This is a genomic window from Streptomyces sp. NPDC007896 (assembly GCF_042959425.1).
Taxonomy (GTDB): Bacteria; Actinomycetota; Actinomycetes; order Streptomycetales; family Streptomycetaceae; genus Streptomyces.
The window spans coordinates 341186-363831 of the sequence record NZ_JBIBKX010000002.1 but is presented as its reverse complement, the minus strand read 5'-3'; the positions used below and the strand labels follow the sequence as shown (position 1 = coordinate 363831).

Genomic DNA, 22646 nt, shown 5'->3' with positions numbered 1-22646 from the left:
TGAAACTGCCCTTCGTATGGATGTTCCACAAGGGGGAGCGGCCAAGCTGGGGATGGGCCGCGACCGCAGGCGCGTGCCATCCGTTTCCGGACGTCTTGGCGCGATCCCGTCGGCGCGAAGGATCAAATCACGGAGCGTGCCCGGCATCCAGTCGGTCGCTGCTCCCGGCAGGGCAGTTGAAACAGTCGGCTTCTCATCCATGCGCGCATGCACACGAATTGAGGGCAGCTTCTCTACACGTAGCCCCGCACAGGAAAGCGACAGCTATTGCCACGGCGGCTCGGAGCAGGACAACTCTCCACCAACAGACCCAACAGGACGCTCCCGTGACGCAGTTGCGCATTCGCTGTGCAGATTCAGTCACATCTGTATCCGCGCGTCCTTCGGCACCTCGTCCACCGCGTTCCACCACAGGGTTTCCGGGTCCGCGCGTAGTTCGGACCCCAGCACGAAATCGGCCTTCACGACCGCGTACACCGGATCGTGAAGGCCGTTTTCGTGCTGGGGGACCGCATGCGCCGGTCGGCGTGGCGCGCCCCGTCTTCGCTGGGCTTGGGCTACTTGATGTAGACGAGGCTGTCGGTGGTGACGGTGGGACGGCCGCTGGTGCCGACCACGACGATCTTGATGGTGTGCTTGGCGCTGCTGGACCAGGTCTTGGTCCAGATCGCCTGCCGGTACAGGGTGGTGGAAGACTTCAGGTCGACGGTGGAGACCTTGGTGCCGTCTACGTAGATGTACGCCTGGCCGGAGCTGGCTGCGCGGGAGACGACCCAGGCGGCGGAGCGGCCGGTGAAGGTCCAGGTGAGGCTGGCGCCCTTGGAACCGCTGGAGTAGGACTGCCCGCCGAGGTAGCTGGTGGAGGAGCGGGTGGTCCAGCTGCCGGACTTCGTGGCGGCGGTCTCCTGCAGGATCACCGGGGTGTACGAGGGCGAGGACGTGCGGTAGTTACCGGCGTAGTCGTAGGCCCGCATCGACCAGATGGTGGCGGCACCGGACTTGGCGGTGCGGTTGGAGGTGGTGGTGGTGGTCGGGCCGAAGGTGGCGGTGGTGGGGGACAGCAGCTTCACCTCGCGCAGGGCCTTGTCGTCGGTGGCCTTCCAGCCGAGAGTGACCGGGACGGCGCTGGTGCTGACGGTGCCGGAGCGCAGGGAGAGCTTCGGGTTGGTGCTGAAGGTCGGTGCGGTCGTCTCCGCGACGACGCTCAGCGCGGCACTGGTCGCGGTCTTGCCGGACTGGTGCACGGCCCGCACGGCGACGGTGTGGCTGCCCAGCGGCAGGGTGGCGCCGACGGAGGTGGCGGTGCCGGAGGTGGTGGCGACGCTCTTGCCGTCGACCAGCAGCTCGAACTTGGAGATCAACGACGCCGGTGTGGTGGCCGTCCAGCGGACGGTGATGCCGCCCTTGGTGTAGTACGTCGAGCCCGAAAGGGCCGCGCCGTCGACCGAGCTGACCTTCAGGCCCTGCACCGGGCCGGATGCCCAGGTGCGGATGGTCGGCAGTTGGTCGTAGAGCAGGCCGCCGGGGCACTGTGTGTTGTAGCCGTCCCGGTGGCCGGAGATCCGCTGGAAGGTGTATTTGCTGCCCGCGGTGAAGTCGGTGCTGAAGTAGTTGTGCTGGCTCGCGCCCGCGGTCAGCTGGGTGGTTCCGGCGGGATCGGCGCCGTACTGGCCGAGCTTCCAGGCCGCCAGGCGGGCGACTGATGCCAGCGTGGCGTTGGTGGCGCTGGTGGTGGTGTAGTCACCGAGCACCGCGACGCCTGCGGCCTCCCGGTTCCAGCCGTAGGTGTGTGCGCCGAACACCGGGAGGTCGACGCCGCCCTTGCGGCCCTCGAAGATGGTGCCGCATTTGTCGACGAGGAAGTTGTAGCCGATGTCCTTCCAGCCGCTGACCTGGACGTGGTACGCGTAGATGCTCCGGATGATCGACGGCGAGTCGGCGCAGGAGTAGTCGTTGGCCCCGTCGGTGTGGTGGACGAAGATCGCCTTCACGTCCGCGGTGTACTCCGGCGCCTCGGGGCTGATCGACTCGTCGGCACCCCAGTCGGCGCGCGAGACGATCGGCGGTTCGGGCACGGTGGACGGCGGCGCCGAGGGCGGCGCGCTGGAGGACGTGCTCGGCGACGGCGACACGGAGTCCGTGGGGGACGCCGAGTCGGAGGGCGACACGGAGTCCGTGGGGGACGCCGACGCGGAGGGCGGGACGGAGTCCGTGGCCGCCGGCGTGGTGTCCGTCGCAGCCGGGGATGTGGTGGTCTGGCCGTCCGTCGGCGCGACGGTGGTGCCGTCGCTGGGCGCGGCGGAGTCGGTGGGCGCGGATGCCGTGGCGCCGGGACTCTCATCGGCGACGAACGCGGCAGGCTCGGCCGCGGTGCCGCCGGCCTTGGTCTCGGCGTCGGTCACCACCCCCGGGTCGACCAGGTTGACCTCAAGGCCCTTGGGCAGAGCGGAGCTGCTGGTGCCGTTCTTGCGGATGACCTGCACCTGCATGCCGTCGGAGGGGCCGACCCACAACGGCTCGGACGCTCCGCGCACTCCGACGCCGGGGTTCTCGAGCGGGTCGACGTTCAGTTCGAGGTCCCGCCAGGCGCTCCACTGGCCGGTGTCGAGGCTGCGGGTGCGTACCTGCGCCGTGCCGTCGAGCCGCTTGGCCGCCCCCGTCCAGGAGACGCCGAGCATCGAGAACTGCTCGGTGTCCGTGCGCGGCAGCTCCCGCTTGTCGCCTGTGCCGCCCTTCAGTGCGAGGTCGTACACCTTCGCCGGCCGCTTGGCCCGGCCGGCCGCGCCGGGATCGGAGGACGGACTGGCGACGGCGTAGGTCACCACGCCCCCGCCTCCGAGGACCACCGCACCGAGCGTCAGCCACGCCCGTCGTTTCATGTTCAGCGGTCTGTACACATGCGACGTACGACGACCCACCACGTACTCCACCCCTAGAAGGCCCGAAAAGGCCACAGAAAAAAGTCACATGAGGCACACCTGTCACACAGGTGGCCGCCCTCTACAGCGCGCCGCGTCCGCCGAACATCACGGGGCGACAGACCTCGGTGATGTAGATCACTGCGAACGGCACTTGTGGCGGTGGCACTTGGAACCGGTTGCTGGGGCGCCCGGTGTGGGGGCGGCAGTGGTGGTCGTCCTCTTGCCGCTCTTGCCGCCCCGCTTGGCGGGGGCCGCGGACGGGGAGGGCGTGGGAGCGCCGGGCTCGTCGGTGCCGCGGCCGAGGGGGGCGGGCGCGGGGAAGGGGGCGTCGGGCAGGCCGGCGAGGGCGTCGCGCATGTACTGGGTCCAGATCTCGGTGGGGATGTCGCCGCCGAACACCTTCTGGAGGCCACCGACGCCTGCCAGGGACTGCAACTGTGGGTGGTTCGAGTCCTCTCGGAAGAGGACGACAGAGGTGGCGAGTTGCGGGGTGTAGCCGATGAACCAGGCGGAACGGTAGTCGTCGGTGGTTCCGGTCTTGCCCGCCGCGGTCCTGCCGAGAGCCTGGGCCTTGGTGCCGGTGCCCCGGGCGATGACGCCCCGGAGCACGTCGGTCACGTTGCCGGCGACCGCCGCCGGCAGGGCTCGCACGGGGGCGGGGGCGGAGAAGCCGGCCAGTGCCGCGCCGTTGTGGGTGACCTTCGTCACCGAGTACGGGGTGGCCTGCATCCCGTCGGCAGCAAACGTCGCGTACACGCCTGCCATGCGAATGGCGCTCGGTGTGGAGGTGCCGATGTAGAAGCCGGCGCTGGGAGCGGCGAGGCTGCCCGGGCGCAGGCCGAGGGATTCGGCCGTCCTCGCCACGTTTCCGTAGCCGACGTCCTCTCCCAGTTGCACGTACGGCGTGTTGACCGACTGCTCCATGGCCTTGCGCAGCGGGATGTAGCCCCAGCGCTGGGGGGTGTCGTTGTGCTGGTGGAGGAGCCCGGTGGGGTCCTTGGGGTCGGCGACGTAGTTGCCCTGCTGGTCCTTGATCTTGATGCCGTCGTCACCGTTGAACTTGCCGGCCGGGGTGATCGGCTCCGGTGACTTGCCGGGCTGCAGTACCGCTCCGTGCTGGAGTGCGGCGGCGAGGACGATGGGCTTGAAGGTCGATCCCACCGGGACGCCGGAGGTGTCGGCGTTGTCCGAGTAGTGGGCGTGGTCGAAGCCGGGACCGCCGTAGACGGCGAGGATCCTGCCGGTCGTGGGTTCCACCGAGGCGGCTCCGACCTGGACGTCCCGGTCGACGGGCCGGTGGGCGGGGTCGAGGCGTTGCCCCCGCACCGTGGCGACAGCCCTCGTCAGTTCCGCCGTCTTCTTCCTGTCGAAGGTGGTGTGGATCTGGTAGCCGCCCCTGCTCAGGCCGCTGTCGGTGATGGTCGGGTCGTGTGTCTCGGCATACGACCTGGCGAGTTGGACCAGGTAGCCGGTCTCGCCCGTGAGCCCTGAACCGCGGGTCCACTTCCTGGGCGTGGGGAAACCGGCGGCCGCGTACCGTGCCCGCTGCCCGGGTGTCAGCTTGCCGGTCTTCACCATCCGGTCGAGCACCCAGGACCAGCGTGCTTGCGCCTTTGCCCTGGCCGCGGGATCGGAGTCCGCGTACTGGAAGAGACTCGGCTCGTTGACCGCCGCGGCGAGGAAGGCTCCCTGGCTCGCGTCGAGCCTCTCCACCGGGAGGCCGTAGTACATACGCGCCGCGGCCTGGATGCCGTTGGCCTGACGACCGAAGAAGCAGGTGTTCAGATACCCCTGGAGGATCTGCTCCTTGGTCATCCCGGCGCCGATCTTGGTGGAGATCAGCAGTTCCTTGAACTTGCGTGAGACCGTCTGCGACTGGTCCAGGTAGGTGTTCTTGACGAACTGCTGGGTGATCGTCGAGCCGGACTGGACGGAGCCGCCCGCGGCCATGTGAACGACGGCGCGGAGGATTCCCTGCGGGTCGATGCCCGGGTCGGTGTAGAAGGAGGCGTTCTCCGCGGCGATGAAGTCCCACCGCACGTCGGCGGGTACCTGTGAGAGCGACACGTTCTGCCGGTTGACGCTGCCGTCGGTCGCCAGGACCGTGCCGTCCGACCAGTAGTAGATGTTGTTCTGCAGCAGTGTCGTGGGATTGGGGTCGGGGATGGTGACCGTGGCGTAGGCATAGCCGACGACCGCTGCCGTGCCGCCGAAGAAGAGCAGGAAGAGCGCCAGCAGTTGGCGCACCGACGGCAGCCAGCGGCGCGGGCCCGTCCTGCCTCGGCGCGGGTAGTCGATCCGGCGTTTCTTCTGCGGCGTCCTTCTTCGGGCACGGCGTGGCATGTCCTGTCGGGGGGCCTGGTCACGATGTGCGGCCCGGTGGCCCGTGGCGCGGTCTCCTTCGGCACGCGTGCCGCCGACGGAGCGCTGCGGCGGTCGGCGCCGGTGTCCGCTCATGGGCTCTGATCACTGTCCTCTCAGTACAACTGCGGTGTCTTGGACGGTCCGGGCTGCCGGAAACCGGGGTAGGGGGAGGGCTGTGGGAGGCCGTCGTACAGTGCCGACCGCCGGAGGGGGGTCGTACGGCGCCGACTGCGGGCAGGAGCGTTGCGGCGTCGGCGATCGGTCACATCAGGGCCTTGGATCACTTCACGGGATGGTGGGACGAGCCGTTGGCACGCCGGCGTCGCCCCGAGGAGTCGACGAAGACGGGCCGCACCGACTCGTTCGCCGGAGTCTGCGGTTCCGGTACGGGGGCGCCGGCGTCGAACTCCGGGGGCGGCACGGTGAGGACGTCACCGTGGGGAGAGTCCCATGCCGTCGTGGCCAGGTCCGGTCCGGCCACGTAGGGATGCGTTCCGGTGGCGTGGGGGTCCGTCCCCGTCGCATGGGTGCTGTACTCCGAGTGCGTCCACTGCGCGAGTTCCACCGAGTCCCAGGACATCGTGCCCGTGTCCGTGCCGACGCCGGCGCCGTACTCGTAGCCGTAGGCATACGCGTGCCCGGCATGGCCGTACGGATCCTCGCCGCAGGCCCCGCCGCTTTCGTCCATCCGCCGCACGAGTCGTGCCCCTCTGTCCTGGCCGACCGCCGCGGTCGTCCGCATGGAAAGAGCGCACTCGGCCGGAAGTGTTACACCTCGGCCTCGCCGTACGTACCTGCTCGACCGGGGGAACGAGCCGGACGAAAGGTGAGCGATCATGACGATGGCTCGCCCGGGGCCCGCGTGCGGGAGAATGGCCGGCGGGGAGCAAGCGTGCCGTTCGCCCTCGGCGAGGCGGACACGCGGCGCCTCTGTCGACCGAGGATTCCTGACCCGCGCCCTACGCGCGCCTCAGGTCGGCAGCCACTTCACCACCGCGTCCCCGCACTCGGCCGTCTGTGCGTAGAACGCCCTCAACTCCTGGTGCGCCACCGCGAACGCACGCCACGTCTCGGGCTCCGCGGTCACGCCGCCGTAGCGCGGCAGCAGTTCGGCGCGGGCGAAATCCCACAGCGCGTCGAAGTCGGCCATCGCCAGGAACCTGGCCACCCGGCGGGCCTGGGCCGCCGTCAGCACCAGGAACGGCGACTTGTGCCGGTCGGCGCGGAACACCGGCCGACCACCGAGCACCACCTGGGTCTGGGGCCGGTCTTCGGCACGGTGCGGGGGAGCGCCGGCGTAGATGCGTTCCTGGTCCAGATAGCGCTTGTCCAGCTCCTCTTCACGGTGCCGGCCGACCCGGCGCCGGACGGTCTCCGAGTCGTCCTCGAAGAGCCGTTCGAGCCAGGTCGTGCTGTTGCGCAGTGCGGGGGGCGGCACCGCTCGCAGACGGAGGTACGTACTCATGCCAGAGGGAGCGCACAAGGACCCCGAAGCATTACGCGGCCCGCCGGAACCGCGTAACGGATCGACCGCCGACCTCGCTCTCTTCGTATGTGACGACAGATCAGGAGACGAGACCCCATGCGGCGGCCAGGCCCGTGCGGTGGGCGGCGGACACGGTGGCGACGATGCGGGAGGGGGCACGGCTGCGCCTCGACTACTCGGCATCCAGCCTGTGGCGCGTCGACCGGATGATCGACGACCTGCGGCGGGAGGACACACCCTTCGCCGCCGTGGAGAGCGTGCTGCGCGGCTTCGGGGCGTATGCGGGTGAGGTGATCGTCCGCCAAACGGGCGCCGAGTGGTGGGAGGCGGACGGCCACCACAGGATCCGCACGGCCGAGGGACGGCCGTGGGATCCCATCGACGAGGCCCGCCGCTGCTTCGCCGGACACGGCTCACTGCGGCTGCTGTGCCGCGACGCGACGGCGGGCGAACCCGAACCCCGGGACCGGCGGCCGCGGTGAGGTCCGTGATCCGCGCCGGACCGCCCGCCACCGGTCCGATACGTGCGTGGGGCGGCCGGAACCCCGTGCAGTGGGCGGGGTCCCGGCGCGGCGCGGCTCTCGGGAGCTCCCCGCGCCCGCCCTCGCGTCCTCGGCGGCTGGGTGGCGGGCACCGGCGACGACGTGAAGGGGCGCCCATGCGTTGTGACACTTCTGTGAGGACCGACGCTGATCACCATGGGGCCGTCGATGCGACCGGAGCACGGCGGACGGCACGCACTCGCCATGAACCCGGTACGAACGAGGACAGTCTTGGGCCAGGTACGGCAACCCCGGCGTGTACAGGCGTACGACGGGGAATTGGGCGCGGCGGTCGCGCGGGCCCAGGACGGCGACGAGGCGGCTTTCGCGTTCGCGTACCGGATCGTGCAGCCGGGCCTGCTCGGCTATCTGCGCGGCCTGGTCGGCGACGACGCGGAGGACGTGGCCTCCGACGCCTGGCTGGAGATCGCCCGTGACCTCGGTCGTTTCAAGGGGGACGGGGCCGGGTTCCGCGGCTGGACCTCGACCATCGCCCGGCACCGGGCGCTGGACCATCTGCGCCGCCAGCGCGTACGGCCCCGGGCAGGAGGGACCGAACAGGACGTACTGGACCTGCCCAGCCGGCACAGCACCCATGAAGAGGCCCTGGAGTCCCTGTCCACCGAGCGGGCGCTCGAACTGGTCCGCGGGCTGCCGCGGGACCAGGCCGAGGCCGTGCTTCTGCGGGTCGTCGTCGGCCTGGACGGTCCCGCCGCCGCGCGCGTCCTCGGCAAGCGCCCGGGAGCGGTGCGCACTGCCGCCCACCGGGGCCTGAAACGCCTCGCCCGCCAGCTGGGCGTCGCCGGTGAATCGGACAAGGGTGTGACGAATGAGGCTTCCCCAACGCTGGGGGAGTCGAAATGAACGACGCCGGCAACAGTGACCGACTGACAGGCATCAGACTCGGAACACCGAACGAATCGAACCGGTCGAACAGGAACGGAAGCGGACATGGGTGAACGGCTGGGCGGCGACCGAGTTCCGGGCCGTCGACGTGTGCACCCTGGCGGCGCCGCGTCCGACCCGTGGGAGGTGCGTGACGCCGCCACGCTGGAAACGGAGCTGGGCGCCGTCCTACGCCGAGGCCACCTCGACCCCGAGGCCGAGCAGCGGGCCCTGACCGCCTTCCGGGCCGCCCGTGACGCGGGCACGCACCGGGCGCGTACCCGGCGCCGGGACGACTGGCGGCTGCCCGCGGAGCGGCGTGCCGGGCGTCCTGTGAAGATGACGCTCGGCGTGGTGTTCGCCAGCCTCACGCTGGGTGGAGTCGCGGTCGCGGCCATCGGTTCCGTCGGCTCGTCCACGGACGGGGACGGTGCCGGGCAGGGTACCGCGCACCCGTCGGCGGTCGCCCCGGACCAGCCGGGCGGTGAGGCCTCGTCGGCGCCCTCCCGCGTCCCCGGACCGACGGACCGCCCGGCCACCGCCCAGGACACCGAAGCCCACTGCCACGCCTACGAGCAGGTCAAGGATCGCGGCAAAGCGCTCGACGCGCGGGCCTGGCAGCGGCTCGTCACGGCCGCCGGCGGGAAGGACAAGGTCGCCGCGTACTGCTCCGAGCAGCTGGCGCGGGCGACAGCCGCGCCGAGCAGGACCGCCGGCAACGGCAAGGCGGGGAGCGCCGGCGCCTCCGGCAACAACTCCGGCGGCACGGGCAACGCGGCCGGAAACGGCCAGGGAAGCGGCGCGAAGGGCAACGGGAAGCACAAGTAGCCCCCCTGTCCAGTCCGCCTCGGCCCAGAACATGTCCTCGGTGTCGGGACCCCGGAGATCAGTTCTCCGCCACGCTGTACCACTCGGTGCCGCCGAGCAGGTACTCGTAGACGGGACGACCCCGACTGCCGCTGGTGCGGAACGGTATTCCGTGGTCGTCGATCCGTGTGGTTCCCTGACGGCCGCCGCTGGACCACTGCAGCTCCACGTACCAGTTCACATCGTGGGCACTGGCGTGGGCGGTGATGTACAGCACCTCGGGATCGGACTGGCTGACCTTGTAGGGGAGACCGCGCTGGCCGGCCTTCGGCACGATGGTGGGGTGACCGGCGTCGAGGTCCGTGTCGAACGACCTCGTCTCCACGCCTCCGCCGCAGCCCGACGACCCCAGGTATGCGTTCCAGGCCGGGGGCGTGCTCGAGTTGACCACGCGGACGTGCATGGACTCGATGACGACGGTTTCGTCCCCGGTGCCCTGGACGGTCAGCGCCACCCGTTGCCCGTCGGCGGCGATGGCGCCGTGCGCCTTCACCCAGCCCGGCACGTCCTGCCCCATCACCGGTGGCGAGACTTCGCCGGGCGGCCGGTTGATCAGGTACTTCCCCTCGCACTGCGGGTCGTCCCAGGCATAGGTGCGGGTGCTCACCGTGAGCGGGACCTCATCACTGTCCTGGGCGCGGCCCGTGTCGGTGCTGTGCCCCGACGGCTTGGCGTCGGGCGTTGCGGGGGTTGGGGCCGTGGAGCGGCCCGGACGCGCGGAGGGGGACATGGACGCCGATGGGTGCAGCGTGGAGGCGGCGGAGGCCGACTGTCCGAAGGAGGTCACGGTGCCGGCCGGCCGGCCGTTCTCCGCCAGGTCCGTCCCCCCGCCCTTCAGGTCGACCGTGAGCGCGGTGGACACGGCGACAACGACGGCGGTGCTCGCCGCGATCAGGGCCCACCGCCTGCGGGCGGTGCGGATGAGCGTCGGCGTGCGGCGAGCGAGGACAGCCGCCTGCGGCGACGGTTCGTCGACGGACCCGGGAGGGTCCCCCGGCTCGCTCATGGATGTGGACGCAGTTGCGGACGCGGTCGGCTGCGGGGGCGGGTGCGGGGGCGGAACGTCTGACACGGCCTCCGGCTGGGGCTGGTCCGTGCGTTCCCGCGCGGAGCATGGCTCCTGGCCCGAGCCGGACGTGGACGCTCCGGCCCGGTCCGCGGACTCCGGTTCCGATTCCGCTGCGGCCCGCCGGGCGCGTTCGCGCGCCGCGTCCGCCAGGACCCAGCGCCGGTGCAACTCGACCAGTTCCTCGGGAGTCGCCTTGCACACCCGGGCGAAGCGGGCGACGGCCGCGTTGTCGGCCGGCACTCCTTCCCCCTTGCAGTACCGGTGCAGCGTCGTGGTGCTCATGTGCGCCCGCTTCGCCAGAGCCTCGTAACTCAGCCCGGATCGCTGCTTCAACTCGCGCAGCAGCGCCGCGAAATCAGCAATCTCCTCAGCCGCCCCCACCAGTCCCCCATTCCGTTCGGCTTCCCAGGAAGGTCACTTTTCCCCAGTTCAGAGCCGGTTCGCGCATCCCAGCGTCCCGAAATTCCCGAGGGAATGGCGGAGGGGACGCCGCATGGCACAGGCTTGGGCCATCCAAGCACGACGCCTCGCCGGACACGGTGATCGGCCCCGCTCAACTCCGCTTCCATGACCCGCACTTCCGGCGCGCCCACCCGCACCCCACGCAGCACGACCAGGACAAGACCGACCGACACAGTTCACAACTGGAAGATCATCTTCCTGATGTTCAGAGAAAGCAGCCCCTTCATGCGTAGCACTACTCGTTCCGTCTCCCGCACGGCCGCCTCCTCCATGGTCGTCGCCGCCGCCCTCGCGCTCGTCGGATTCCAGGCCGCCGGGCAGACCGCCTCCGCCGCCACCACGAAGGCGTCCTCGGTCGTCACCTGCACGACGGCGAACACCAAGCTGACCGTCAGCGAGGTTTCCCGCCCGATCAACCACCTGCTGCTCAAGGCCACCAACACCGGCACCAAGCCCTGCTATGCCTACAGCGCCCCCTTCCTGAGGGCCGGCGCCGACGCCCAGGCCCCGCTGCCGTGGGCTGACGAGACCACTCCGCAGGCCGTGCTGGTGCTCAAGCCCGGCCAGTCCGCGTACGCGGGCATCACGACGTACTCCCCCGACGGCGAAGGGGGCAGCAAGGAGAAGACCCTGGGCGTGATCTTCACCAACAGGCAGGGCAATGCGACCAACACGGAGAAGACCCTGAAGCTGCCGCACGGCGGTGTCTTCTTCAACAGCGCTGCCACCGTCACCTACTGGCAGGACAACGCGGCGGACGCCCTCTCCTGGTAGCCGCCCCGGCGTCCCACGACACAGCAGCCGTCCGGCCACACCGTCGACCTGTCCGGCGGACTGTCCGTCACCATCCAGGAGTACGGCGAGAACACCGAGGGCACCGGCGTGCTGATGCTGCACGGCGGTGCCGGCCCGCGCACGGTGGCCGGGATCTCCTCCGCACTGTCCGAGCACGTGTACGTCGTCACGCCGACCCACCCCGGCTTCGACGGCACCCCCCGCCCGGAGCGGTTCGACACCGTCGCCGACCTGGCCGTCGCGTACCTGGATCTGCTCGACACCCTGGACCTGAAGGGCGTCATGGTGGTCGGCAACTCCATCGGCGGCTGGATCGCCGCCGAGATGGCCCTGCGCGACAACCACGGCCGGATCGGCGCGCTGACCCTGCTGAACGCGGTGGGCATCCACGCCCACATGAAGGAGAACCGGGTCGTCGACCCGCGCACCCTGGCCCCGGCCGACGTGAGCCAACTGTCCTTCGCCAACGCGCGGTTCCGCCCCGACTTCGCCTCGTTCAGCGATGCGCAGCGGGCCGCGGCCGCCGCCAACCAGAAGACCCTCGCCGTCTACGGGGGCGAGGGGTTCACGTACGACCCGAAGCTGCGCGGCCGACTGCACCGGGTGACCGTGCCGGTGCTGGTCGTCTGGGGCGAGGAGGACGGCATAGCGCCCCTGAAGTACGGGCGCGGCTACGCCGACTCGTTCCCGGGCGGCCACTTCGCCCCGATCCCCGACGCCGGGCACTTCCCGCAGATCGAGCAGATGGGACGCACCCTCGAAGCCATCGGGGACTTCGTCAGCACGATCGTCAAGCCCGACGCGTCGGCCTGACCGCGTCGTACGGAGGGTCAACCGGCTCGCGTCCGAGGGGTGCGCGTGGTGCTGGTTCCCGTTTGCCGGGGGAGGAACGCCGCCGCGGCCAGGCCGCCGAGGCCGAAGACCGCCAGGGTGATCATCGCGGCGGCGTAGGCGCCCTTGGTGAGGCCGGCGACGAGGATGGTGCCGGCGATGGCCGTGCCGAAGGACGAGCCGAGATTCGACACGCTTCGGGACAGGCCCGAGATCTCTCCCTGCTGTTCTTCGGGGAAGCTCGACTGTACGACGTTGACGGACGGGGTCAGCATGACGCCCAGTCCGAGTCCGATGAGGAGGAGACCGGGGACGAAGGCCCAGGCGGTGGAGAAACTCCCGGCCAGGGCGACGAGCGCGACCACGCCGACGACGGACACGGCGAAACCGTTCATGACGAGGGTGCGTTGAGAGTGCCGGCCGGCCAGGCGCTCGGCAGACAGGGACGTGACCAGCAGGCCCAGTGTGGCCGCCGTGAAGATGACTCCGGTCTGGATGGCGTCGTAGCCGCGTACCACTTGCAGATAGGCCGCCACCGTGAACGACGTCCCCATGAGCAGCAGCCACTGGATGTTCTGGGTGATGAGTCCGAGGTTGGAGGTGTGGTTGTGGAAGAGGCGGAGGGACAGCAGCGGTTCCCGGCCGGATGCTTCCCTGGCGCGCACCGAGTGGAAGAACCACCAGAGCACGAGTGCGCCCAGGACCAGCAGGGCGACCATGAGCCAGATGTTGTTGTCCGCGGCCAGGATGCCCATGACGACGAGGACGAGGCCGACGGCTGAGAGCACCGCCCCGGCGACGTCGAAGGAACGGGTGGGATCCGGGGGCAGCGGGTCCTCGATGCGACGGCTGAGCACGACGATCACCGCGATCACCAGGGCCTGGAACACGAAGGCCGCGCGCCAGCTGATCGCGGTGGTGATGAGTCCGCCGATCAGTGGCCCCGCGGCGGCCCCGACCCCGCCCAGCGCCATGACGACGCCGAACGCGCGGGCGCGCGAGGTGACGTCCGGGTAGAGGAGGGTCGTGAGGATGTAGACGGGTGGGATGAGCAGTGCGGTGCCGATGCCTTCGAGGATCGAGTTGCCGAGAATCAGAACGCCGAGTCCCGGGGCGGCCGCGCTCAGCAGGGCACCGATCGCGTAGACGACGAGGCCGGTCAGGAAACAGCGCTTGCGGCCGTAGCGGTCGGTCAGCTTGCCGCCGGGGATCATCAGCGCCGCCATCACCAGCAGGAAGATCGTGATCGCCACCTGGACGCCTTGGACGGTGGTGTCCAGGTCCTCGCTGATGTCGTTGATCATCACGTTCATGTTGGAGCCGGCGAAGCTGCAGATGAACTGGGCGAGGGCGAGGGCGGCAAGCACACGTCTGTGTCCTGTCGGCTGTGCGGACCCGGCCGTCTCAACCACCTGTATCGCCCCCGCCCCTGTCCTCGTCGGGCGCCGTGAGGCCATGGGTCGCCGGATGCCCGTGGTCGCCGTATCGCGGTCCGGTCCGCGCCTTCTGCAGCTCTTCGTCGAGCGCCATGGCCGCGGTGACCAGGGCGAGGTGGGTGAATGCCTGGGGGAAGTTGCCGAGTTGCTCGCCCGAGGGGCCGATCTCCTCGGCGAAGAGGCCGACGTGGTTGGCGTAGGTGAGCATCTTGTCGAAGGCGTGGCGGGCCTGGTTGAGCCTGCCGCTGCGGGCGAGCGCCTCGACGTAGAAGAAGCTGCACAGGTTGAAGGTGCCCTCCGAGCCGCGCAGGCCGTCGGGGGATGCCTTCGGGTCGTACCGGTAGACGAGGCTGTCACTGACCAGTTCCTCGTCCATGGCGTCCAGGGTGCTGATCCAGTCCGGATCGTGGGGCGAGACGAAGCCGACCCTCGGCATGAGCAGGAGTGAGGCGTCCAGGACATCGGTGTCGTAGTGCTGCACGAATGCCCCCCGCTTGTCGTGCCAGCCGCGTTCGACGATCTGGCGGAAGACCGCGTCCCGCGCGCCTGTCCAGCGAGCGATGTCGGCGGGGCGGGAGAAGTCGGTCGCCGCGCGGACACCGCGGTCGAACGCCACCCACGTCATCAGCCGGCTGTAGGTGAAGTTCTGACGGCCGCCACGGGTCTCCCAGATGCCTTCGTCCGGCTGGTCCCAGTTGTCGGAGAGCCAGTCCAGGACGTCACTCAGCGCCTTCCATCCGCGGATCGCACCGATGTCACCGCCCACGATCAGCGCGTCCAACGCCTCGCCGTAGATGTCGAGTTGCAGCTGGTCGGCCGCCGCGTTGCCCGCCCGCACCGGACGGGAGCCGAGGTAGCCCTCCAGGTGGTCGAGGGTCTCTTCGGTCAGGTGGGGATCGCCGTCGACGCGGTACATGATCTGCAGGGGGTCCGCCGAGGCGTCGCCTCCGCCCTCGATGCGCTCGCGCAGCCAGCGGCGGAAGGCGTGCGCCTCCTCCTGGAAGCCCAGATCGATCAACGCCCTGACGGACAGCGCCGCGTCACGGATCCACGTGTAGCGGTAGTCCCAGTTGCGCTCACCTCCGACCTGCTCGAGCAGTCCCATGGTGGCAGCGGCGATGGGTGCCCCGGTGGGAGCGTACGTGAGCAGCTTGAGCGTGATCGCCGAGCGGTTCACGATGTCCTGCCAGCGGCCTCGGTAGGCGCAGGAACGCAGCCACGACAGCCAGAAGGCGCGGCACGTCTCGAATGCGTCGGCGACCCCTTCCAGGGAAGGGCGCTGCGGGGCGGGATCGCCGCTTGCCGTGCTGGTCAGCACCACCGCGGCCGTCTGGCCTGCGGACAGGGTGAAGCGGGCGGTGATGTCGTCGCCGTCCGCGCGGAGCGCGACGCCGGTGGTGGACTGCAGATGCAGGTCCCTCCCCGGGCCGTGGAACAGCGCAGAGTGATCGTCGTTCTGCGAGAGCGTGTGCGAGGCACGGCCGTAGTCGAAACGCGGGCGACAGGTGAGGGCGAAGGGCAGGCTCCCCCGGACGACCCGTGCGACCCTCACCAGACGGTGCACGTCCGTCGGCGCCGAGGAGTCGACGGGCACCATGAAGTCGGCCACTTCACCGACTCCGCCGGGTGCCATGAACCGGGTGACCAGGATCGCGGTGTCGGACAGGTACAGCTGTCGGACCGTCATGCCGTCGCCGTCGCCGTCCGGGTCCGGGGACTGCGCGGCGAGACGGCAATGCCCTCCGCGTTCGCTGTCCAGGAGTGAGGCGAAGAGGCTGGGCGAGTCGAAGCGGGGCGTGCACCACCAGTCGATGGTTCCGCCGGACGACACCAGGGCGGCGGTCTGGAGATCGCCGACCATGCCGTGTTCCGCGATGGGCGGGTACCGGTTCACAAGACCTCCCTGCTCGGTCCGACGCACTCCCGCAGCTCGGGCAGGCACACGTCAGCGACCCGTCCACGCCAAGCGTTCGGCAGTGCTGTGGCCTTCGCCTCACCCGCGGCGGGTGAACCCGGCACCGGGCGCACGAGGTGTACTCGGCCTCAGGGGGCGATCTTGTCCGGGCGCACAGACAATGAGCGCGAGGGAATCCGGACTTTGTGCCCGCGAGGGAGTCCGGAACATGGTGGCGCGGCCGAGGGCCGCCCGCCCCTCGGTCGAACGCCGGTCCCGGAAAAGGACTGATAGGTGATGTCGGACGAGAGAGCCGAACGCATCGCGGATTTCATCGGGCCACTGATCGGGTCACTACGGGTGGAACCGGGGTCGAAGGTGCGCCTGGACCGGGACTTCGATCCTCGCTACCAGGCCGGTCTGAAGAAGCGGGACGGGGCCGAGCTGCTGCGGACCGGGGTGTCGTTGCTCGCCGAGTACCAGGAGCGGCTGGCCGCCCAGGACACGTACGGCGTACTGCTCTGTCTCCAGGCACTCGACGCCGGAGGCAAGGACGGGACGATCCGCCACGTGATGAGCGGAGTCAATCCCCAGGGCGTACGGGTCAGCAGCTTCAAGGTGCCCTCCACCGAGGAACTCGACCACGACTACCTGTGGCGTTACGCCCGGCGGCTGCCCGAACGCGGCGAGATCGCCATCTTCAATCGCTCGCACTACGAGGAGGTTCTCGTCGTACGAGTCCACCCCGAGAACCTTCTCCGGCAGAAGCTGCCGGAGGACGCACGTGGGCCGGGCCTGTGGGACCGGCGCTACCGGGAGATCAACCACTGGGAGCGCTATCTCACGGACAACGGGTTCAAAGTGGTGAAGATCTTCTTGAACCTGTCCAAGGAGGAGCAGCGCACCCGCTTCCTGAAGCGGATCGACCTGCCGGAGAAGAACTGGAAGTTCTCCGCGGCCGACGTCCGGGAGCGGCGCCGGTGGGACGACTACCAGGACGCGTTCTCCGAGATGCTCTCGGCCACGAGTACGAAGTGGGCGCCGTGGTACGTAGTGCCGGCGGACCGGAAGTGGTTCGCGCGGATCTGCGCGGCGGCGGTCCTCGCGCACGCCCTGATGGACATCGATCCTCAGTACCCCGACGTGGGGGAAGAGGCGCGGAAGGATCTGCTCGCCACCAAACGGGAGCTGGAGCAGGAAGCCCCCGCCGGAGCCCCGGCCGATCCGTACGCCTCCCGTCATCCGTCGGCCGCTCGAACCTCTGGCCCAAGAGACAGGCCGACGAAGAAGAAGCGCGGCTAGGGCCTGTCCACAGCGGCGGGTGACCGGCCCGGACGCATCCGGGGCCACGGATCGGAGGCAGAACGATGACGGTGCGGTCGGATTCCGTGGGAGAACAGCCTCGGGCTTCGAAGGACGGCTGGTGCACGCGCGCTCCCGAGGAGGTCGTAGCCGCGTTCGGCGTCGATCCGGCGGTCGGCCTCTCCGCGGCACGGGCCGCGCAGCTCCTGACCGCGCACGGCCCGAACTCGCTGCCCGAGGAGAAGCGAACTCCGGCCTGGCGCCGGTTCCTCGAGCAGTACCGCAGTTACATGCAGATCGTCCTCGTGGCCGCGGCGATCGTCTCGCTGCTCATCAAGCAGTGGACCACCGGGGTCCTGCTGATCGTCCTGACCCTGCTGAACGCGGTCGTGGGCCTGCGTCAGGAGGGCAAGGCCGAGAGCGCGATGAACGCGCTGCAGTCGATGATGAAGGCGACGGCGCGGGTGCGCAGGGACGGGACGGAGGCCGAGATCCCCGCCGAACAGCTCGTCGTCGGCGACATCGTGCTCATCGCCGCGGGGGACCAGGTGGCGGCGGACGGACGCATCATCGAGGCCAGTGCCCTGCAGATCGACGAGTCGGCGCTCACCGGCGAGAGCGTTCCCGCCTCGAAGGACGCCCGCGCGCTGCCTGGCGCCCGGCCGGCACCCGGCGACCAGACGAACATGGCGTTCATGAACACCCCGGTGACTCACGGCAGCGGCGTACTCGTCGTCACCGCGACCGGCGTCGGAACCGAAGTCGGCAAGATCTCCGGGATGCTGTCGGCCACCGAGAAGGAGGTACCGCCGCTCACCAAGGAACTCGACACCCTGACGCTGTGGATCACGGGGGCGGCGGGCCTGACCATGGTCGTGATGTTCGCCCTCGGGCGGCAACGCGACCAGGCCTGGGACGTCCTGTTCGTCAGCGCGGTCTCGCTGGCCATCGCCGCCATCCCCGAGGCCCTGCCGACCGTGACCCAGGCGATCCTGTCCGTCGGCAGCCTCAACCTGGCGAAGTGGAACGCGATCGTCAAGGAGCTGCCGTCGGTCGAGACCCTGGCGTTCACGTCGGCGATCAACTCGGACAAGACCGGCACCCTGACGATGAACCAGATGACCGCCGTCGAGGTCGTGAGTCCCACCGACCGGTACACCGTCTCGGGCACGGGCTACGGGCTCGACGGGAAGATCCACCATGCGGCAGGCTCCTCCACGGGCATCGAGGACGCGATCCTGCCGTACGTGGTGGCCGGCGACGCGAAGCTGGTGGACGGCAAGGTGGTGGGCGATCCCACCGAGGGCGCGCTGCTGGTGCTCGCGCACAAGGCCGGGCTGGACATCGACGCCACCAGGGAGAGTCTTCCCCGGCTCGCCACACTGCCGTTCGACCCGGGCTACAAGCTGATGGCCACTTTCAACTCAGCGGTCGACACCGCCGGGCGGCAGGTCGTCCGATGCTTCGTCAAAGGCGCGGTCCCGGCGGTGGTGGCGCGGGCCGCCACCGCGCTCGCGGCGGGCGAGACCATCCCGTGGGACGCCGAACTGGCCGCGCGTGCCGAGGCACAGACCGAGCGGATGGGCGGCGAGGGGCGCAGGGTGATGGCCGCGGCCACCCGAGACCTGGACCCGGCCGGCTTCGATCCGGACGCAGACCTGCTCGCGTACGTCACCGAGCTGCGGATGACCAGTCTCGTCGGCATGGTCGATCCGCCCCGCGAGGACGCCAAGACCGCCGTGGCCGGCGCCCAGGCCGGGCACATCCGGGTCCGCATGGTGACCGGTGACGACGTCACCACCGGTGCGGCGATCGCCCGGCAGCTCGGCATCCCCGGCGAGGCGGTCCTCGGCGCCGATTTCGCCGCCATGAGCGAGGACGAGCAACTCGCCCGTATCGACGGCATCGGTGTGGTGGGGCGCGTCGCGCCGGAGCACAAGGTGCTGCTCGCCGAGACGCTCAAGAAGAAGGGCGAGGTCGTGGCGATGACCGGGGACGGCGTGAACGACGCACCCGCCATCAAGGCCGCCGACATCGGTATCGCCATGGGCAGCGGCACGGATGTGGCGAAGAACGCCGGACGCATGATCCTCTCCGACGACAAGTTCGCCACCATCGTCTACGCCGTGGAGCAGGGCCGGAGAATCTACGACAACCTCACCAAGTACATCCGGTTCGTTCTTCTCCTGCTGGTCACCTTCGTGCTGACCTTTCTCGGGGCCACCGTCTTCAACATCGCCGCCGGTGAGCCCTTCACCCCGCCGCAGGTGCTGTGGATCCACTTCGTGGTCAACGCCTCCTTCGGCTTCGCGCTGGGCTTCGACCGGGAGAGCCCCGGGCTCATGCGACGCAGGCCGCGTCCGCGAGGGGAGTCGGTGCTCACCCGGCCCGTACTGGTCACGGTCGGAATCGGCGGGCTGGCGATCACCGTCGTCCTGCTCGGACTGATCAAGCTCGGTCAGGCCCACTTCGACAGCGTCGAGACCGGTCGGTCGATCGCGTTCACCGCCTTCGCCCTCTGTCTGATCGTGGCCGCGTTCGAGTGCCGCAGCGAGACGGATTCGGTGCTGACGACGTCCACCTTCGACAGCAAGCAGATGAACTGGGTGGCACTGGCCCAGTTCGTGCTCGCGGTGCTGGTGACCCAGATGGACGGCCTCCGCCGCATCCTCGGGACGACCCAGATCGACGCGCGGCAGTTCGGCTGGGCGCTGCTGGCCGCTCTCGCGCTCCTGCTCCTGTGGGAACTGGGCAAGCTCCTGGCCCGCCGGTCGAGAGGCACCTGATGCGTCGACACGGAGTTCGACACGGAGTTGGGGTCCTCCGAGTCGGATGGAGCCGCGTGGCCGCAGCACAGGTGTGCAAACTGCCTGCTCGGGGGCCTGATGGCACGATCAGGACATGACATGATCAGGACATGATTGGTGAACCTGCTCGGCCCGGAGCCAGGAAGTACGTCCTGTTTGACGTCGATGGCACGTTGATCGATGCCGTGGACAACCAGCGCCGGGTTTGGGGGGTGTGGGCGGAGCGCTATGGACTCGACCCCGACGAGGTCTACCAAGTGGCCTTGCGGACAAGACCGTTGGAGACCTTCGCGCAGGTCGTTCCGGACTGTGAGCCGCAGGAGTGCCTGGCCGCGCTGCATGAACTCGAGGACGAGGACGTCCGGTCCGGCACGTATGCGGCCTTCGACGGTGCGTCCGAGCTGCTGGACGCTCTGCCGCCGGAGGCTTGGGCACTGGTGACGTCGAATTACGAGCACCGGGTGCGCGGCCGCTTCGCCCGGACCGGCTTGCCGGTCCCGAGCCTCATCATCGATGCCGCCTCCGTCGAGGAGGGCAAGCCCTCGCCCGTCCCCTATCTACTGGCTGCCGAGCGGCTCGGTGCCGAGCCGCGGGACTGTCTGGTCATCGAGGACGCACCCTCCGGTGTGCGGTCCGGGCTGCGTGCCGGGATGACGGTGTGGGGGGTCAACGCACCCGTTGCGGTGGACGGCGTGCACCGTCACTTCGGGAGCCTGCGCGAAGCGATCAACGACATCCTCGCCGTCGCTTCCGGAACCCGTCCTCACGAGCCGAGGGGATCAGCGGCAGCGCGATGATCTCGCTGTGCCCGACGTGATCACGGCGTAAAGCCGCATCCAGGCGCGCAGAGCGCTCGTACGCTTCGAGCCGTTGATCCTCTTACACGGTCGACTCCTGCTGATCGTGGCCGGTTGGCGGTGCTGGCGACCGCTCCGGCTCTGTTGGCCCGAGAGGCCGACTCCAGCAGCCAAAACCCTGCGCGTTTCAAGGGCGATGCCACTTCTGGCGATCCGGCCTTTCCGGGCGGGAAGACGGCCAGTGGTCGAGTGTCTCGTCCGGCGCGAGTCGGGACAGCGCCTCCTTCAGGCGCTCGCAGGCCCCTTCGATCTCCCGGAGGGTGCGGTTCTGCTCGGTGACGACCGCCGAGAGCAGAAGGGCCGTCAGTGACACGGTGCCGTTGAAGGCCTGCAGGATGACCATCTTGGCGAGGAGATCGTGACCGGAGAACGGACCCGCCCCGGCGGCACCCGCGTCGATCGCGATCACGGAAGCGATCAGCGCACAGGGCGCGGCGCCCACCAGCTGGAAGCGGAAGGCCGCCCAGATCAGGAAGGGGACGACGAGAAAGAGAAGGTCGACCGAGCTGTGAGTGGCCACCACGCCGACCGCGGCCGTGCCGCCCAGCAGGGCCACCGCCTCCACCCAGCGCAGGACAGGTACGCCGCGTGGCCATCGGACGGTGCGCACGGCCAGCAGGAACGGCGCGATGACCAGGACCCCCATCGCGTCGCCCGTCCACCACACCGACCAGGTCGGCCAGAAGTCATGGACCGCCAGCGCGCCGGAGGCCACCAGGACTGTGGTACCGAGCGTCGCGCTGATCAGCATCCCGCCCAAGGCCCCGAGGAAGACCAGAGCCAGAGCGTCCTGCAGCCGGTCGAGTGCGGCATGGAATCCCACACGCCGCAGGAGGAGGTAGGCGCAGACCGGGGCGAGCGTGTTGCCCACCGCGATGGCGAGCACGGGGAGGATCGACGGTCCGAGCATCACGTTCACCACGAACGCCCCGAGAGCGATTCCTGGCCACATGCGAAGACCCCAGAGCAGCAGGACGACGACAGCGACGCCGGTGGGCGGCCACATCGGCGTGACCTGCCCTCTCACCAGTTGCTGCTGCAACCCGATCTTGGCACTGACGTAGTAGGCGGCTGCGACGGCAGCCAGCTGAAGGCCCTGGACGGTGTACCGCCGGAGCCGCTCATCGCGCGCCGCATTGCTCATGCTCGCCCACCCCGGCGGTCACACCGGGCGAGCCGTACCCCGCAGGGGTCGCCGACGCCTCGCATGCCGCTCATCTTTCGTCCTGCCGCTGTTCCTGGAGCCCTCCGTAACGAAGGACAAGGACCGCGGCGTCGTCGCTGTGGCCGGTGAGATCCGCCACCTTGATCACCAGTGCGGCCAGCTCTTCGGGGTCGGTGCGACAGGCTCCGACGAGCAGGTCGGCCACCTGCTTGAGCCCTTCCTCGATCGGATAGCTGGGACCTTCCACCACACCGTCGGTGAGCAGCACGAACGCGCCCACGCCAGAGAGCTGTCGGCGGGTCGACCGGTAGCTCTCGCCGGCTTGTATGCCCAGCGGCAGACCGCCGTCGTTCAGGACGATGTCGCAGCAGCCGTCGGCCGTGGCCCAGACGGCGGGGATGTGCCCGGCGCGGGCGTCGGTGAGCTCGCTCGTGGCCGGGTCGAAGCGCAGGAACGAACAGGTCACGAACAGCCCGCAGTCCATGGCGACGAGCAGATCGTTGGTGCGCCGGAGCACCTCCGCCGGGTCCGTGGTGGCGGTGGCGACGGCGCGCAGGCAGGTGCGCACCTGCCCCATGAGAGCCGCGGCCTCGACATCGTGGCCCTGTACATCTCCGATCACGAATCCCACCGAGCCGTCCGGCATGAGGAAGCCGTCGTACCAGTCGCCGCCGATGTCCAGTCCGGCCCGCGCAGGTGCGTACCGTCCCGCCACCTGCAGGTAGGGCAGGACCGGCAGCTCGGCGGCGAGGACCTGGCGCTGCAGCGCTGCAGCGAGTTCCACGCGGGCCTGCTGGACCTTGATCAGGTCCAGCACCCGGCCGGTGAGATCACCGAGCGTGTTCAGCAGCTCTGCGGTCCCACTGGACGAATCGGTGCGGCGGCGAGGCATGGCATCACATTTCAGGTTTCTTCGCATTTGCGCCGTAGGTCACGAGTTCACGGTACCCCTGTTACAGGCAG

At 69.6% G+C, this 22646-nt stretch carries 17 protein-coding genes; 8 read left to right on the top strand and 9 right to left on the bottom strand.

Annotation, left to right across the window (positions count from 1 at the left end; genetic code table 11):
- Positions 1-557: 557 nt before the first annotated feature.
- From ACFZDJ_RS09285 to ACFZDJ_RS09270, 4 genes are all read right to left on the bottom strand, one after another.
- Positions 558-2879 (bottom strand): N-acetylmuramoyl-L-alanine amidase, encoded by a 2322-nt coding sequence (locus tag ACFZDJ_RS09285; protein ID WP_391057355.1) that lies wholly within the window; start codon positions 2877-2879, stop codon positions 558-560.
- Between the two features lie 177 nt (positions 2880-3056).
- A complete protein-coding gene (locus ACFZDJ_RS09280) occupies positions 3057-5264 on the bottom strand; it encodes a transglycosylase domain-containing protein (RefSeq protein ID WP_390932997.1) in 2208 nt (735 codons plus the stop codon).
- Between the two features lie 301 nt (positions 5265-5565).
- The gene (locus tag ACFZDJ_RS09275; protein WP_391057353.1) at positions 5566-6027 is read right to left on the bottom strand and encodes a hypothetical protein; all 462 of its coding nucleotides are present in this window, start codon (positions 6025-6027) and stop codon (positions 5566-5568) included.
- A gap of 228 nt (positions 6028-6255) precedes the next feature.
- Positions 6256-6750: a DUF1877 family protein gene (locus ACFZDJ_RS09270; RefSeq protein WP_384908688.1), complete on the bottom strand. Its 495-nt coding sequence runs from the start codon at positions 6748-6750 to the stop codon at positions 6256-6258.
- Positions 6751-6839: 89 nt separating this feature from the next.
- Here ACFZDJ_RS09270 and ACFZDJ_RS09265 point away from each other — a divergent pair, with 89 nt between their 5' ends.
- The 3 genes from ACFZDJ_RS09265 to ACFZDJ_RS09255 all read left to right on the top strand — a co-directional run bounded on the left by ACFZDJ_RS09265 (position 6840) and on the right by ACFZDJ_RS09255 (position 9026).
- Positions 6840-7253, top strand: a complete 414-nt coding sequence (locus tag ACFZDJ_RS09265) for a hypothetical protein (RefSeq protein ID WP_391057350.1) — start codon at positions 6840-6842, stop codon at positions 7251-7253.
- A gap of 291 nt (positions 7254-7544) precedes the next feature.
- Positions 7545-8177 carry a sigma-70 family RNA polymerase sigma factor gene (locus ACFZDJ_RS09260; RefSeq protein ID WP_390932995.1) on the top strand — a complete coding sequence of 211 codons (633 nt, stop codon included), beginning with the start codon at positions 7545-7547 and terminating at the stop codon, positions 8175-8177.
- An 87-nt stretch (positions 8178-8264) separates the two neighbouring features.
- Positions 8265-9026, top strand: a complete 762-nt coding sequence (locus ACFZDJ_RS09255; protein WP_391057347.1) for a hypothetical protein — start codon at positions 8265-8267, stop codon at positions 9024-9026.
- 58 nt (positions 9027-9084) lie between these two features.
- On the opposite strand, the gene ACFZDJ_RS09250 is transcribed toward ACFZDJ_RS09255, so the two are convergent.
- Positions 9085-10515: a helix-turn-helix domain-containing protein gene (locus ACFZDJ_RS09250; RefSeq protein ID WP_391057345.1), complete on the bottom strand. Its 1431-nt coding sequence runs from the start codon at positions 10513-10515 to the stop codon at positions 9085-9087.
- Between the two features lie 186 nt (positions 10516-10701).
- Here ACFZDJ_RS09250 and ACFZDJ_RS09245 point away from each other — a divergent pair, with 186 nt between their 5' ends.
- Positions 10702-11370, top strand: coding sequence for a DUF4232 domain-containing protein (locus ACFZDJ_RS09245; RefSeq protein WP_391057343.1), 669 nt, complete (start codon positions 10702-10704; stop codon positions 11368-11370).
- 114 nt (positions 11371-11484) lie between these two features.
- Positions 11485-12204, top strand: a complete 720-nt coding sequence (locus tag ACFZDJ_RS09240; RefSeq protein ID WP_390933101.1) for an alpha/beta fold hydrolase — start codon at positions 11485-11487, stop codon at positions 12202-12204.
- 17 nt (positions 12205-12221) lie between these two features.
- On the opposite strand, the gene ACFZDJ_RS09235 is transcribed toward ACFZDJ_RS09240, so the two are convergent.
- Positions 12222-13589, bottom strand: coding sequence for an MFS transporter (locus ACFZDJ_RS09235; protein ID WP_391057340.1), 1368 nt, complete (start codon positions 13587-13589; stop codon positions 12222-12224).
- Between the two features lie 37 nt (positions 13590-13626).
- Positions 13627-15552, bottom strand: a complete 1926-nt coding sequence (locus tag ACFZDJ_RS09230; protein ID WP_391057337.1) for a glycoside hydrolase family 15 protein — start codon at positions 15550-15552, stop codon at positions 13627-13629.
- 297 nt (positions 15553-15849) lie between these two features.
- Here ACFZDJ_RS09230 and ACFZDJ_RS09225 point away from each other — a divergent pair, with 297 nt between their 5' ends.
- The 3 genes from ACFZDJ_RS09225 (at position 15850) to ACFZDJ_RS09215 (ending at position 20458) form a co-directional block, all read left to right on the top strand.
- Positions 15850-16854 carry a PPK2 family polyphosphate kinase gene (locus tag ACFZDJ_RS09225; RefSeq protein WP_390932989.1) on the top strand — a complete coding sequence of 335 codons (1005 nt, stop codon included), beginning with the start codon at positions 15850-15852 and terminating at the stop codon, positions 16852-16854.
- A gap of 65 nt (positions 16855-16919) precedes the next feature.
- On the top strand, positions 16920-19640 hold the full coding sequence (locus ACFZDJ_RS09220; RefSeq protein WP_391057335.1) for an HAD-IC family P-type ATPase: 2721 nt from the start codon (positions 16920-16922) through the stop codon (positions 19638-19640).
- A gap of 131 nt (positions 19641-19771) precedes the next feature.
- The gene (locus tag ACFZDJ_RS09215; RefSeq protein WP_391057332.1) at positions 19772-20458 is read left to right on the top strand and encodes an HAD-IA family hydrolase; all 687 of its coding nucleotides are present in this window, start codon (positions 19772-19774) and stop codon (positions 20456-20458) included.
- Positions 20459-20645: 187 nt separating this feature from the next.
- On the opposite strand, the gene ACFZDJ_RS09210 is transcribed toward ACFZDJ_RS09215, so the two are convergent.
- Entirely contained in the window at positions 20646-21662 is a 1017-nt protein-coding gene (locus tag ACFZDJ_RS09210; RefSeq protein WP_391057329.1) for an MASE1 domain-containing protein, read from the bottom strand.
- A gap of 70 nt (positions 21663-21732) precedes the next feature.
- Entirely contained in the window at positions 21733-22575 is an 843-nt protein-coding gene (locus tag ACFZDJ_RS09205) for a SpoIIE family protein phosphatase (protein WP_391057327.1), read from the bottom strand.
- Positions 22576-22646: the final 71 nt, after the last annotated feature.

Excerpts from the sequence above, each read along its gene's own strand:
- ACFZDJ_RS09285 (WP_391057355.1), bottom strand. The coding sequence starts at position 2,879 with ATGAAACGACGGGCGTGGCTGACGCTCGGTGCGGTGGTCCTCGGAGGC.
- ACFZDJ_RS09280 (WP_390932997.1), bottom strand. The coding sequence starts at position 5,264 with ATGCCACGCCGTGCCCGAAGAAGGACGCCGCAGAAGAAACGCCGGATC.
- ACFZDJ_RS09275 (WP_391057353.1), bottom strand. The coding sequence starts at position 6,027 with ATGCGGACGACCGCGGCGGTCGGCCAGGACAGAGGGGCACGACTCGTG.
- ACFZDJ_RS09270 (WP_384908688.1), bottom strand. The coding sequence starts at position 6,750 with ATGAGTACGTACCTCCGTCTGCGAGCGGTGCCGCCCCCCGCACTGCGC.
- ACFZDJ_RS09255 (WP_391057347.1), top strand. The coding sequence starts at position 8,265 with ATGGGTGAACGGCTGGGCGGCGACCGAGTTCCGGGCCGTCGACGTGTG.
- ACFZDJ_RS09245 (WP_391057343.1), top strand. The coding sequence starts at position 10,702 with ATGACCCGCACTTCCGGCGCGCCCACCCGCACCCCACGCAGCACGACC.
- ACFZDJ_RS09240 (WP_390933101.1), top strand. The coding sequence starts at position 11,485 with ATGCTGCACGGCGGTGCCGGCCCGCGCACGGTGGCCGGGATCTCCTCC.
- ACFZDJ_RS09225 (WP_390932989.1), top strand. The coding sequence starts at position 15,850 with ATGTCGGACGAGAGAGCCGAACGCATCGCGGATTTCATCGGGCCACTG.
- ACFZDJ_RS09220 (WP_391057335.1), top strand. The coding sequence starts at position 16,920 with ATGACGGTGCGGTCGGATTCCGTGGGAGAACAGCCTCGGGCTTCGAAG.
- ACFZDJ_RS09215 (WP_391057332.1), top strand. The coding sequence starts at position 19,772 with ATGATTGGTGAACCTGCTCGGCCCGGAGCCAGGAAGTACGTCCTGTTT.
- ACFZDJ_RS09210 (WP_391057329.1), bottom strand. The coding sequence starts at position 21,662 with ATGAGCAATGCGGCGCGCGATGAGCGGCTCCGGCGGTACACCGTCCAG.
- ACFZDJ_RS09205 (WP_391057327.1), bottom strand. The coding sequence starts at position 22,575 with ATGCCTCGCCGCCGCACCGATTCGTCCAGTGGGACCGCAGAGCTGCTG.